Source organism: Paeniglutamicibacter sp. (assembly GCF_046714615.1).
Lineage (GTDB): Bacteria > Actinomycetota > Actinomycetes > Actinomycetales > Micrococcaceae > Paeniglutamicibacter.
Genome location: NZ_JBKKAP010000172.1, coordinates 1 through 12,612 on the forward strand (window position 1 = coordinate 1; position 12,612 = coordinate 12,612).

General features: G+C 66.1%; 9 protein-coding genes, 1 pseudogene and 1 riboswitch. Of the genes and pseudogenes, 7 read left to right on the forward strand and 3 right to left on the reverse strand.

The features are described 5' to 3' along the window. A pseudogene (locus ACLQ7E_RS20275) lies at positions 1–512 on the forward strand (amino acid transporter); the annotation flags it as partial. On the opposite strand, the gene ACLQ7E_RS20280 reads toward ACLQ7E_RS20275, so the two are convergent. Then, positions 509–1,084 carry a cupin domain-containing protein gene (locus tag ACLQ7E_RS20280; protein ID WP_411734393.1) on the reverse strand — a complete coding sequence of 192 codons (576 nt, stop codon included), beginning with the start codon at positions 1,082–1,084 and terminating at the stop codon, positions 509–511. The pseudogene ACLQ7E_RS20275 and the gene ACLQ7E_RS20280 sit on opposite strands and share 4 nt — an antisense overlap. A 162-nt stretch (positions 1,085–1,246) precedes the next feature. On the opposite strand from ACLQ7E_RS20280, the gene ACLQ7E_RS20285 reads away from it, so the two are divergent. From ACLQ7E_RS20285 to ACLQ7E_RS20305, 5 genes are all read left to right on the forward strand, one after another. Then, complete coding sequence (locus tag ACLQ7E_RS20285) at positions 1,247–2,773, forward strand: sodium:solute symporter (RefSeq protein WP_411734385.1); 1,527 nt, start codon at positions 1,247–1,249, stop codon at positions 2,771–2,773. A gap of 123 nt (positions 2,774–2,896) precedes the next feature. After that, positions 2,897–3,475 (forward strand): DinB family protein, encoded by a 579-nt coding sequence (locus ACLQ7E_RS20290; RefSeq protein ID WP_411734386.1) that lies wholly within the window; start codon positions 2,897–2,899, stop codon positions 3,473–3,475. 12 nt (positions 3,476–3,487) lie between these two features. After that, a riboswitch (SAM riboswitch) is annotated at positions 3,488–3,596 on the forward strand. 17 nt (positions 3,597–3,613) lie between these two features. After that, positions 3,614–3,886 carry a hypothetical protein gene (locus ACLQ7E_RS20295; protein ID WP_411734387.1) on the forward strand — a complete coding sequence of 91 codons (273 nt, stop codon included), beginning with the start codon at positions 3,614–3,616 and terminating at the stop codon, positions 3,884–3,886. 241 nt (positions 3,887–4,127) lie between these two features. Then, complete coding sequence (locus ACLQ7E_RS20300; RefSeq protein WP_411734388.1) at positions 4,128–5,231, forward strand: VIT1/CCC1 transporter family protein; 1,104 nt, start codon at positions 4,128–4,130, stop codon at positions 5,229–5,231. Positions 5,232–5,404: 173 nt separating this feature from the next. Continuing rightward, positions 5,405–6,814 carry an HNH endonuclease gene (locus tag ACLQ7E_RS20305; RefSeq protein WP_411734389.1) on the forward strand — a complete coding sequence of 470 codons (1,410 nt, stop codon included), beginning with the start codon at positions 5,405–5,407 and terminating at the stop codon, positions 6,812–6,814. Positions 6,815–6,916: 102 nt separating this feature from the next. Here the strand turns inward: ACLQ7E_RS20305 and ACLQ7E_RS20310 are convergent, their stop codons facing one another. After that, positions 6,917–7,879 (reverse strand): ROK family protein, encoded by a 963-nt coding sequence (locus ACLQ7E_RS20310; protein WP_411734390.1) that lies wholly within the window; start codon positions 7,877–7,879, stop codon positions 6,917–6,919. Then, positions 7,876–9,081, reverse strand: a complete 1,206-nt coding sequence (locus ACLQ7E_RS20315; protein WP_411734391.1) for an LOG family protein — start codon at positions 9,079–9,081, stop codon at positions 7,876–7,878. The genes ACLQ7E_RS20310 and ACLQ7E_RS20315 overlap by 4 nt, the downstream gene beginning before the upstream one ends. Before the next feature lie 104 nt (positions 9,082–9,185). Here ACLQ7E_RS20315 and ACLQ7E_RS20320 point away from each other — a divergent pair, with 104 nt between their 5' ends. Further along, complete coding sequence (locus ACLQ7E_RS20320; RefSeq protein ID WP_411734392.1) at positions 9,186–12,518, forward strand: SNF2-related protein; 3,333 nt, start codon at positions 9,186–9,188, stop codon at positions 12,516–12,518. The last annotated feature ends 94 nt before the right edge of the window (positions 12,519–12,612 follow it).

The following is a 12,612-nucleotide window of genomic DNA, read 5'->3' on the forward strand; positions in this document are numbered from 1 at the left end:
TCCGGCGGTCCTTTGAACTCCACGCCACCCACGTCCACCTGGACCGACAGGCACTGGAATTCATGTCCACCAATGTGACCGGCCCCATCGGGATCATCGCCCACGAACCGCTCCGTCTGACGGCCGACGCGTACCGGGACAAGCTCAGCTCTGCGATCGAGGTGAGCCACTTGCCCGTGGACTATCAGGCGCTGTTCCTGGAGGTGATCGTGGACGACTCCTCCGACTTCGAAACAGAGCTGGAGGTCCGCGGCGTGACCAGGCACGGCTACCCGATCCCGGAGGTCCACGGTCCGGTGGTCCCCGACACCATTGCCTCAGTGCTCCTGCACATCCGGGACGTCACCGGCCTGATGCCGCACATCTACTTCCGCTGGACCGAGGGAAACCCGGTGCGCAACCTGCTGCGTTTCCTCTTCCTGGGCCAGGGCGAAATCGCCCCGCTGACCCGCGAAGTGCTGCGCGAGGCCGAGCCGTCGATCGGCAAGCGGCCCTGGGTGCACGTGGGCTAACGCGACGCGGCGGGGACCAGCGTCCAGGTGACCACGGCTTCCTCGCCCGTCGGGTTCATCCAGCTGTGGGGCTCGCGCCCCGGGAAGGTCACGGTGTCCCCCGCGTCGAGCTCAAAACGCTCGTTGGCGAAAATCAGCACGAAGCGCCCGGAGAGCACATGTAGCACTTCAACCTCGCAATCCACGGCATAAAGCTCTTTCTCGCCCACGCCGTGCGGGGCGATGACCGCGCGAATCACCTGCAGGCGCCGCTCCGAACGCGCCGTCACCAACTGCTCGACGATGCCTTCGCCGCCCATGGAAATCCGCGGCGCCTCCGCGAGCCTGACCACGTGGGTGTCCGGCTGGGTGAACAGCTCGCCGACCTCCATCGAGAGGACCTGGCACAGGGTCACCAGCGAAGCCACCGAGGGGCTCGTCAAATCGCGTTCCACCCGGGAGAGAAACCCCTTGGTCAGTCCCGTGGATTCGGCGATCTGGTCAATGGTCAGGCGCTGGGCATGCCGCGCCGCCCGGATCCGCGAGCCAATGGCCAGGGAAGCACTGCTGGGCTCAACGGGCAGGGCTTTCATTGGCACGGGTCTCCATGAGGCTCGAAGGAAATATTGGGTTCATCCAGCTTAGGCGCAATTGACGTGTGCCACACCTCACATTAGCCTGTAGAACAACAAATGTTTACCCTCAGGCATCCACGCGGTGTCTACCGGTCCCGTTCCCAACAAAGGCGCACCCTCATGGAATACATCAATGGCACGATCGTCGCCGCCTATTTGGCGGCCATGCTCATCTTCGGCTGGTGGGGGAAATCGCGCACCAAGAACAGCAGTGACTACCTCGTGGCAGGCCGCCGGCTGGGTCCGTTCCTGTACACCGGAACCATGGCGGCGGTCGTCCTGGGCGGGGCCTCCACCGTGGGCGGCGTGGGCCTTGGCTACAAGTGGGGCATCTCCGGAATGTGGCTGGTCGTGGCAATCGGCGCCGGCGTCATCCTGCTCTCGCTGCTCTTTGCCCCGACGCTGCAGCGCCTGAAGATCTTCACCGTTTCGCAGATGCTCACCCTGCGCTACGGCAGCAAGTCGGCGACCAACACCTCCGGCATCGTCATGCTGGCCTACACGCTGATGCTCTGCGCCACCTCCACCAGCGCCTACGCGACGATCTTCGTGGTCCTCTTTGGGTGGGAGCGTTGGATGGCCATCGCCATTGGCGGGGTCATCGTGGTCATCTACTCCACCATCGGCGGGATGTGGTCAATCACCCTGGCCGACCAAGTGCAGTTTGTCATCAAGACCATCGGCATCTTCTTCTTGATGCTGCCCTTCGCCCTGAATGCCGCCGGCGGCATGTCCGGGATCCGAGAGCGCATCGGGGACGAGTTCTTCAGCTTCACCGGCATCGGCGTGCAGTCCATCATCACCTACTTCGTGGTCTACACACTGGGCCTGCTCATCGGCCAGGACATCTGGCAGCGCGTGTTCACCGCCAAGACCCCGAAGGTCGCCCGCTGGGGCGGAACCACCGCAGGGATCTACTGCGTGCTCTACGGTGCCGCCGGAGCCATCATCGGCATGGCCGCCAAGGTCGCCCTGCCGGACATCATCGGCGCCGACAGCAACAAGGACGTGGTCTACGCGGAGGTTGCAACGCAACTACTTCCGGTCGCCATCGGTGGGCTGGTGCTCGCGGCTGCGGTTGCCGCAATGATGTCCACCGCCTCCGGCGCCCTGATTGCCGCGGCCACCGTGGCCCGCACCGACGTCACCCCGTTCGTGGCCAGCTGGTTCGGCAAGCAGGTCCGCGTGAACACCAACGAAAACCCGGAGCACGACGTCCGCGCCAACCGCATCTGGGTGTTGCTGCTGGGCGTGGTGACCATCGTCTTGGCCATCATGGTCTCCGACGTGGTCGCGGCGTTGACCATTGCCTACGACATCCTCGTCGGAGGACTGCTGGTGGCCATCATCGGCGGACTCGTCTGGAAGCGCGGCAACGGTTTGGGAGCAGCAGCCTCCATGGCCGCCGGAAGCATCGTCACCCTGGGCACCATGATCATTTTGGAGATCCAGGCGGAGAACCAATTTGACGGCATCTACGCCAACGAACCGATCTACTACGGACTCATCGCCTCGGCACTGACCTTCGTCGTGGTCTCCCTACTCACCCGCCCCACCGCAGCATCGGTCATCACCCGCTGGGAAGCACGGGTCGCCGGGCAGGCGGACACCGAAGGCGCCGACCTCTCCGAAACCACCATCCGCTAGTCCGCTCCAAGAACAGGCAGCGCGGAGGGAACTCCCGTTTTCGCTCACATCGAGCGAACGGGGTTCCCTCCTTTTTGCTCCGTCTATTCCCAGCCCAGCCCCGGCTCTCCTAGGCTGAAGGGCATGGACGAATTCAAGGACCAGCTGATCACCTACCTGAACAACTCACGCAAGGCAGTGCTGTGGAAGGCCGAGGGGCTCAGCGACGCGGAAGTCACCCGACCCATGGTCAATTCGGGCACCAACATCTTGGGCGTGATCCAGCATCTGGCGTCCGTCGAATACGGCTACTTCGTCCAGTGCCTAGGCTTCACCATCACCGACGACCGTTATGCAGCTCTGGAAGCCGATCCCGAGCCGAGTGCTGACATGTGGGTCCCGGCCGAGGTATCTCGCCAAGAGACCATGGACTTCTACCATCGCGCCATCACCGCAGCGGACGCCAACATCGCCGCACTCCCGTTTGATGCCCCCGCCACGGTGCCGTGGTGGAGGCCCGAGACCCGGCAGACCACGCTGGGCCGACTCTTGTTGCACATGAACGTGGAAAATTCACGCCATGCCGGACACCTCGACATCGGGCGGGAACTCATCGACGGATCCACCGGGTTGCTCAAGGAGAACACCAATATCCCGCAATATGAAGCAACCGAGTGGAAGGAACTGCACCAAAAAATCCTCGCTGCCTCACAGTCGCGGTAGAGTGAATTTCAGCTTCACGAGATGCGGCGCCAAGCTCCGACTGGCCGCACACCAACCCCAGGTTCATGGGTGGTTCGGATGAGGAAGCGGCCGTGGCCACAAGGCGCGGCAAGAGCTGACGAAAGGCTTTCCCCCGTAATGGGACCATCAATTGCCGTCCTGCCCCTGCTCGATGTCAACCGCGGCGTCCTTGAATTGCGCCTTGCGGGTTCCTGGCACAGCTACCATGTTGCGGATGCCCCGGCCCTTGCATCGGCCCTGGCCAACGCCGTTGGTTCGCCGCGCTGGGACGCTCGTGCCCGGGAGCTTTCGGTGCGGATTCCCCGGTCCGGAATGCCCGCCGGCCAGGCCGTGATTTTTAGTCTCAGCGAATTTTCACTTGCCCTCCCGAGCGCTAGACTCGTGGGTTGAAGGGGAGTAGTTCCCAGACCCGCCTCCATGGCGGGAATGCGGTGCGTCGACATACTGGTTACAGGGTTGTAACCCGGCAATCCACCTGAGGCCGCGGGCAATTCCGCTCGGCCTTAGGCGAACGAGACCTTCGGTCCACACATTGGTGGCCCGAGGCTCAACGTACCCAAAAAGTATTCCTGCTGGGCCTCCCCATCACATGGCTATTCGTGGCCGTGAACGCCCACATGAGGATGAGAGCATGACGCAACAAGCGCCAACCCCCACCCCTGCCCAGATCAAACGCTGGCGCCAGTATCTGGCCGACGAAATCGCGGAGGGCGCGGTCTACCGCGAACTGGCCAACAACCGCCAAGGCGAGGAACGTGCGGTCCTGCTGGGCCTGGCCGCCGCCGAGACCCGCCATGAGGAACACTGGCGCTCGCTGCTGGGCGACCACGCCGCCAAGAAGACCAGTCCCTCGATTCGGCGCACCATGCTCCGTTTCCTGGCCCGGCACTTCGGCTCCGTCTTCGTCCTGGCTCTGGCCCAACGTGCCGAGGGCAACTCCCCCTACGCCGCCGACACCGACGCCAGCCGCCAGATGGCCGCCGACGAACTCGTCCATGAGGAAGTCGTCCGCGGCCTGGCGACCCGGGGACGGAACCGGCTCTCGGGCAACTTCCGCGCCGCGGTCTTCGGCGCCAACGACGGACTGGTCTCCAACCTGGCCCTGGTCATGGGCATCGGCGCCACCGGCGTGGCAACCTCCATGGTGCTCTTCTCCGGCATTGCCGGCCTGCTCGCAGGCGCCCTGTCGATGGCAGCCGGCGAATACGTTTCGGTGCGTTCCCAGCGCGAGCTGCTTTCGGCCTCCAAGCCCACCGAGGTGACCCTGTCCGCCGCACCGGACCTTGACCTTGATGCCAACGAGCTAGTGCTGGTCTACAAGGCCCGCGGTATGAGCAACGAGGATGCGGCGCACCGCGCCGCCGAGCGCATGGGCATCTATTCCTGTGACTGCAACCCCTCCATGTCCCTGCGCTCCGAGCTTGAGGATGCGTCCACGGAGGTCGAGCACGAGGAAATCGGTTCCGCCATGGGTGCAGCCTCAGCGTCGTTCTGCTTCTTTGCCTCCGGTGCGATCATCCCCATCCTGCCGTTCATCTTCGGGATGGGCGGCACCCCCGCAATCCTGCTCTCCGCCGTATTGGTGGGCATCGCCCTACTGGCCACCGGAGGCGTGGTCGGACTGCTCTCCGGAGCCTCCCCGACCAAGCGCGGACTGCGCCAGCTGGCCATCGGCCTGGGGGCCGCGGCAGTCACCTACGCCCTCGGCCTGATCTTCGGCGGCTCCGTGGTCTAAGGGTCCCGCCCCAAAAACAACGGCAAGGTGCCGACGGCACTCTTTCCTCGTTGCACCCGAGCGGGATGGCACTTGCCGGGAAGGACAGGTGGCCACAACCAGAATTAGAACATATTTTCTATCTTTCTTGAAAATATGTTCCAATTATCGGCGATCGGTTCTAAAATAGAGGTATGGCAACGACGTCATCGAGCAGCACCCCTTCCGCCGGCGCCACCGCCGGTGGCGCCGGAAAGGACCTGGGCTACGATGCGCTGCTGGCCGACGGGGCGGACATGGACGCACTGGTTGCCGAACACTTGGCCCGCTCCGGCACCGACGGGATCCTGTCCCTGGCCGCCGCGGTGAACGAAGCCCCAGTGCTAACCGGCACCCATGAGGCGGTGACAGCCGTCGGCGCACTGGAAACCTTGAAATGCGCCGCCACAGCGAAGCAGGCCGACCACAGTGTCGCCTTCCAGGATTCCCTGATCGCCGATCGGCAGCGCGCCGGCGTCAGGGAGAAGAACCCGGCCTGGGGCTCCAGCGGGGACGTTGCCCTGGCGATGCACCTGTCCCCGCACAGCGGGACCAAACGCACCAACGACTTCCGGATCCTCGCCGAAGATCTGCCACGCTCCCATCAGGGGCTGCGCCAGGGCATCATGACCTGGGACCAGGCACAAGTGGTCATCAGCGGCACCCGGAACCTCAAGATCGAAAACCGGAGAATGATCGATGGGCTGTTGTGGGAGGAAACCCACACCTGCTTCGAGGCCGGGACCGCGACGCTGCGTGAGATGGTCAACTACTGGGCCCTTGTTCTGGAACCTGAAACCGCCGAACAAGAGGAAAAAGACTCCACCGAGAAGCGGTACGTCAGCGGCTACCAGGTGAATGAAAACACCGTGCGGATCATCGGTGAGTTCCCCCTGGACCAAGGCGTTCCCATCCTGCAGGTCCTCCACCGCGAAACCGGTCGTCCACGGGATCCCGGGGACGACCGCACCAACGCCCAGGTCGCGGCAGACACCGTCTTCGAGGCGATCACCGACACCAAGGCCACCGGCTCCCGGCCGGTGGAACTGCTGCTGCTGATGGACCCAGAGAGCCTCACCGGTGACAGCGACGAACCAGCGCTGATCCCGGGCCACGGATACATCAGCGCCACCAAGGCCCGGTCACTGGTGGCTGGCGACCCGGAGCACCCCCTGGACACCTGGTGCCGGCGCCTCTACGCCGCCCCGGACACCGGCAAGCTGGTCGCCATGGACTCGGCGGCCCGCAACTTCGCCGGAAATCTCAAGCGCTTCATCACCCTCCGCGACCAACGCTGCCGCACCCCTCACTGCAACGGCCGCATCCAGGAACTCGACCACGTCGTGCAGGTGCGCCGCAACGGCAAGACCACCGAGATCAATGCCGCAGGTCGATGTCGTCCGTGCAACCAAACCAAGGAAGCGCCGGGCTGGGACGAGGAACCATTGCCCGGACGGGGCCGCCATTCCTTCAGGATCACTACCCCCAGCGGCCACAGCTACACCTCCACGGCTCCGCCACCGCGGCCCGGCACCGGCATGGGCCGGCCACCCCAGCGGAAATAGCCGCCCGCCGCCACGCGCGGGAAACCCACGACCCACGCCACCGGGGATGCACCCACGCATCCCCGGCACACCCATGCGCCCATGGGTGCAGGAGGCCATGAATCAGTCGGCGAGCGCGGCGCGAGCAAGATCGGCGGCACCCACCAACCCTGCATCCGGGCCCAGCTCGGCGCGGGCCACTTGGGCAAAGGGCCGGTATCCGCGCCCACTGAGGTTTTCGCGATAGGTCACCTCGGCCGTTTCCACCAGCAACGGCACCGCGGCACCCAACCCGCCGCCAATGACGAAGATTCCCGGATCCAGCACCGCGGCAAGGTTAGCCATCCCCCGACCCAGCCATTGGCCTGCCTCGATGAGCAACTCCCGGCACGCCGGATCCCCGGCAGCAGCCAGGGAAGTGACAAGTTCACCGGTCACCAGCTGGGGATCGTTCCCCGCGGCTTCCCGCAAGGCATGGGCCACCGGCGAGTGCACCGCCATGAGGCTGCGGCCCTCGCGGGCCAGCGCATTGCCCGACGCGTATTGTTCCCAGCACCCGCGGTTCCCGCAGGCACAACGTTGTCCGCCGGGCACCATCGTCTGGTGCCCGAACTCGGCCGCGACTCCGAACCTGCCGCGCTGCAGCTTTCCGTCAATCACGATGGACCCGCCGATCCCCGTGCCAAGGGTCAGGCACACGACATGGTTCTGCCCGCGGGCGGCACCGAAGCGGCATTCGGCCCAGCCTGCGGCGTCTGCGTCGTTGGTTAGCAGCACTTGACGGCCGGTGGCGGCCTCGAGCTTCGCGCGCAGCGGCTCGTTGCGCCAAGCCAGGTGCGGGGAGAAAAGCACCGTGCCGCCGGCCGGGTCCATCCAACCTGCAGCGCCCACGCCCACCGCGGCCTCCGGGTACCCCGCGCCAAGCTCGGCGACCAGGGAAGCCACGGTGTCCAGGACGGCGGCCGGGTCATGTCCGACGGTGGCATGCCGGGTGCGCCGGGATACCTGGCCGTTTCCGTCAACCAGGCCGGCGGCAATCTTGGTGCCCCCGATGTCGATGCCGATGGCCAGTGCCGCCGGACTCATGCCAGCCCCCGCACACCGGAAATCGAGCTGTCGTTGAGCTCCACCAGGATGCGCACCGCCTCGGCCGGGTCATCGACCAGGAAGATCTTCTCCTCCATGGCCCGGCCACGGGCCAGTTCCAGAAGCAACGGGTACGCCGGCAGCGTCCCGGTCCAGTGTTCGACGCCCACCAGCACCATCGGGCTGATGCTGCCGGCGGCGCCGTAGAAGTTCTCGCAGGCGTCCTGGAATATTTCCTGCACGGTCCCGGCGGCGCCGGGGAGGAACACCACTCCGCCGGAACACTTTTCCAGCAGCACCGATTCGCGGGTGGCATTGACAAAGAACTTGGCGATGTGGGTGGCGAACATGTTCGGCGGTTCGTGCCCGTAGAACCACGTGGGGATCCCCAGGTTCGGCAGGCCCGAGGGCCAGCGTTCGCGCACGAGCGCGGCGGCCCGCGCCCAGCGGGTCACCGACGGGGCGAACCCCGGCTCCACGGCCAGCATTTCCAGCGCGTGGGCCAGGTTTTCGGTGCTTCCTGCACCCAGGTAGGCACCCAGGTTCGCGGCCTCCATGGCTCCAGGCCCGCCACCGGTGGCCACGATGAATCCCGCGCCGGAGAGCGCATGGCCGAGCCGGGCCGCAGTCTCGTAGCCTGCGCTGCCGCGCTGCTGGGCATGTCCTCCCATGACCCCCACCAGCGGGGCGTGGGCCAGGGCACCGTCGCGGATCTGCGAGTCCAGCCGCGAGCCGATGGCGTGGTCATGCAACGTGGAGGACAGGGCTGCGTTCAGCGCGTCGTGTGCCCCGGCCCCGTACCGGTGAGAGAGCCAGGCATAGATCCGCGCATCCGGCACCGACTCGTAGGGCCCGTCAGCAAGGCCCGCATAGAGCTCGCCCCCGGTGTACAGCTCCCCGCGGTAGGGATCGAAGGGCAGGCCGGGGATTTCGGGGAAGACCAGCGCGCCGCCCCCGCGCAGCCGGCGCTCGATCTTGCCCTCGATCTCGCACCCCATGAACACCGAACCGGCGGCGCGCAGCTTTTCCAGCACCGCGCCACGCGAGCGCAGGTCAACCGATTGCACGTGCCAGCCGTGCATGGAGGCGGCCAGGCGCTTGTCGGTGAGGGCAAATGCAATGGCTGCGTGCCTGTCGAAATCGGCCAGCGACGCAATCTCAATGACGCGCGGGAGCGGGAGCAGGGCCGGAGTGCTGTTCATGACATCAAAGACTAGGCGACTTTCGAGTCCCTGGCGCGCAAACATGTTGCACTTCAACCCATCCGGGTTCGTGCTGGGGGTGCAGAACGTGAAACGATAGCGGGATGACCGAATCTGCTTTTCCCATGGTCGATGCGCGTGAAATCCTGCGTGTCGTTGGTGGTGTCTCCTTTACCCGCGGCAAGATGCTGGCCACCGATGCCGCGCTAAGCGAGTTCCTCTGGGATCCGGATCTCCAGATCCTGTCCGGGACGGTGTCCGAAGACGGGGAGTCCGTCTGCGCGGTGAGCATCACGCTGGCGATGAAAAAGGGCGAGCGCGTCATTGACGATGCCACCTGCCCCTGCGGGGAAGCACCCAAGTGCCGCCACGTGGCCGCAGTACTCATCTACTCCAACTCCATGCACCTGCGGGCCAAGGACGTGGTGTACCGCAACACCGCCGTGGCCGTGCCTGCCTGGCAGCAATCCCTACAGCAGCTCCTCGCCCCGGCCCCGGCAGCCGCCAAGTCCCTGGGCGGACCCAACTCCAAGCACCCGGTCCTCCAGATGGGCCTGCAATTCGAGCTGCAGGACACCACGCTTTCGGCGCACCAGCAGTGGGCGCCCGGCTCCGGCGTGGGGCAGCTGAAGGTCGCCTCCCGGCGCTGGCGCCTGGGCGTGCGCCCCGTGGTGCGTTCCGCGGACGACCGCTGGGCGCGGTCGAACCTGCGCTGGAACACCATCAGCTTCAAGACCTTCGGGCTGAACCTGGATGTCGAACAGCACCGCTGGTTCTGCCAATTCGTGCCGCTCCACCGCGCCAAGGGGGAACTCTACTTCGGCGAGGACAACGACTGGCTCTACCTCGACGAATATTCCTCCGCCCTGCTCTGGGAGCTGCTTGCCGAGGCCAAGTCCCTGGGCGTGGCGCTGGTCGGCATGCGGACCTACACCCGGATCCTGCTGTCCTCCCCCGCACAGGTCGCCCTGGGCACCCAGGCGTCCGAGGACGGCCTGGCCCTGGCGCCGTCGGTGTCCCTGGGCGGGCACGGCTTCATCCTCGATGCGCACAGTGCCGCCGGGTCCATCGGCAACCACGGCGTGTACGTGGCCAACGAGGACCATACCGAAATCCTTCTGGGCCAGGTCCCCGGCGGGCTGAGCCACAGCGAACTGGCCATGCTGCACCACCCCGAAACCCTGAACGTACCGGCCGCGGAAACCGAGGAGTTCTTCTCCCGCGTCTTCCCGCGCCTGGCGCGCAAGTTGCGGGTCACCAGCCCCGATGCCTCCGTCCAGCTGCCCGCGGTGCTGCCGCCCAAGCTGGTGGCCAAGATCCGCTACGGCTCGCGGGAAACCGTCGACGTTGACTGGGTTTTCGACTACAACGGCATGGTCGTCGATGCCGCCGACCGCGACACCCTCGTGGAGACCGCCCTGGAATCCGCGGTGCTGGAAATCCTGAACCGGCACCCGGCCTTCGAGTCCGCGGTGCTCGGGCCCCGGCACTTCCAGGGCCTGGAGGTCATCGACTTCGTGCGACGCGTGCTGCCGGAGCTGGCCGAGGTCAAGGACCTGGTGCTCTCCGAGACCGGGACCCGCCCGGAGTTCCATGAGCTCACCGAGGCCCCCGAGCTGGTCATCACCACGGTGGAATCGGACCGCCGCGACTGGTTCGACCTGGGCCTGCTGATTTCCATCGGCGATCGGCAGATCCCCTTCGCCGACATCCTGCGCGCCCTGATCCAGGGGCAGACCAAGCTGTTGATGCCGGACCGCAGCTACTTCTCCCTCACCGACCCGCTCTTTGACAAGCTGCGCGCCCTGGTTTCCGAGGCCGGCGGGCTGCGGGACATGAAGGACAAGGAAGCGGACATCTCGCTGACCCCGTACCAGTTCTCCATGTGGGAGGAGCTGGAGGACCTGGCCTCCCGCATCGAGGGCCCCGACGCGTGGGTGGGCGCACTGAACTCGCTGGTCAACCTGAAGACCACCGCCGTCGCCGACCTGCCCCCGACGCTGAACGCGACCCTGCGCCCCTACCAGGTGGAGGGCTTCGGCTGGCTTGCCACGCTCTGGCGCAACGGACTGGGCGGGGTGCTGGCCGATGACATGGGCCTGGGCAAGACCCTGCAGACCCTGGCACTGATCCTGCACGCACACCAGGTGTGGGAGAACCCTGCGGCGTTCGAGGGCATCAGCGCCCAGGCCGGCATGCGTGCGCCGTTCCTGGTGGTCGCCCCGACCTCGGTGGTCTCCAACTGGAAGGACGAGGCCGCGCGCTTCGCCCCGTCCCTGCGGGTCGTGGCGGTCACCGACACCGAGTCGCGCGCGGCGGCGTCGCTGGCACAGCTGGCCAAGGACTACGACGTCGTCGTCACCTCCTACACGCTGCTGCGCCTGGACGACGACGCCTACGCCGACATCCCCTGGGCAGGGCTGATCCTCGACGAGGCGCAGTTCGTGAAGAACAAGTCCACCAAGGCGCACCACGTGGCCAGGGACATGCCGGCCCGCTTCAAGCTGGCGATCACCGGCACGCCCATGGAAAACAACCTCATGGAGCTCTGGTCGATCTTCGCCATCGTCTCCCCCGGGCTCTTCCCCTCGGCCGTGCGCTTTGCGGAGAACTACCAGCGCCCCATCGAACGCCAGGGCCTGCCCGAGCCGTTGGTGCGCCTGCGCCGGCGGATCCGCCCGTTCATGCTGCGACGTACCAAGGACGCGGTGGTCACCGACCTGCCGCCGAAGCAGGAACAGGTCCTGCACGTGGAGCTGGGCGAAGAGCACCGCCGGGTCTACGACACGCACCTGCAGCGCGAACGCCAGAAGGTGCTGCGCCTGGTCGATGACATGGACAAGAACCGGTTCACGATCTTCCAGTCGCTGACCCTGCTGCGCATGCTCTCGCTGGATGCCTCGCTGGTGGACCCGGAATACGCGCACGTGCCCAGCGCCAAGCTGGACGTGCTCTTCGAGCAGCTCGAGGACGTGCTGGCCGAGGGCCACCGCGCGCTGATCTTCTCCCAGTTCACCTCCTTCCTGAAGAAGGCGGCGGACCGGCTGGATGCAGCGGGGGTGCCGTACGCCTACCTGGACGGCTCCACGCGCAAGCGCGCCGAGGTCATCAACTCGTTCAAGTCGGGCGAGGCACCGGTGTTCCTGATCTCGCTGAAGGCCGGCGGCTTCGGGTTGAACCTCACCGAGGCCGACTACTGCTTCCTGCTGGATCCGTGGTGGAACCCGGCGGCCGAGTCGCAGGCGGTGGACCGCGCGCACCGCATCGGGCAGACCCGCAACGTGATGGTCTACCGGATGGTTGCCAAGAACACCATCGAGGAGAAGGTGGTGGCGCTGCAGGATTCCAAGCGCCAGCTGATTTCCTCGGTCATGGACGAGGGCGCGGGCTTCGGCAAGGTGCTCAACGCGGACGACATCCGCGAACTGCTGCGCTAGGAACCTGCCTAAGACAGCCGTGGGCGGCCCCCCCCCCGGGGGGGGGGGGCCCGGCGGTTTTGGGGGAGGGCCCCGGGGTTTATAACCCGGAAAA

Coding starts and splice junctions, on each gene's coding strand:
- ACLQ7E_RS20280 (WP_411734393.1), bottom strand. CDS start 1,084: ATGAAAGCCCTGCCCGTTGAGCCCAGCAGTGCTTCCCTGGCCATTGGC.
- ACLQ7E_RS20285 (WP_411734385.1), top strand. CDS start 1,247: ATGGAATACATCAATGGCACGATCGTCGCCGCCTATTTGGCGGCCATG.
- ACLQ7E_RS20290 (WP_411734386.1), top strand. CDS start 2,897: ATGGACGAATTCAAGGACCAGCTGATCACCTACCTGAACAACTCACGC.
- ACLQ7E_RS20295 (WP_411734387.1), top strand. CDS start 3,614: ATGGGACCATCAATTGCCGTCCTGCCCCTGCTCGATGTCAACCGCGGC.
- ACLQ7E_RS20300 (WP_411734388.1), top strand. CDS start 4,128: ATGACGCAACAAGCGCCAACCCCCACCCCTGCCCAGATCAAACGCTGG.
- ACLQ7E_RS20305 (WP_411734389.1), top strand. CDS start 5,405: ATGGCAACGACGTCATCGAGCAGCACCCCTTCCGCCGGCGCCACCGCC.
- ACLQ7E_RS20310 (WP_411734390.1), bottom strand. CDS start 7,879: ATGAGTCCGGCGGCACTGGCCATCGGCATCGACATCGGGGGCACCAAG.
- ACLQ7E_RS20315 (WP_411734391.1), bottom strand. CDS start 9,081: ATGAACAGCACTCCGGCCCTGCTCCCGCTCCCGCGCGTCATTGAGATT.
- ACLQ7E_RS20320 (WP_411734392.1), top strand. CDS start 9,186: ATGACCGAATCTGCTTTTCCCATGGTCGATGCGCGTGAAATCCTGCGT.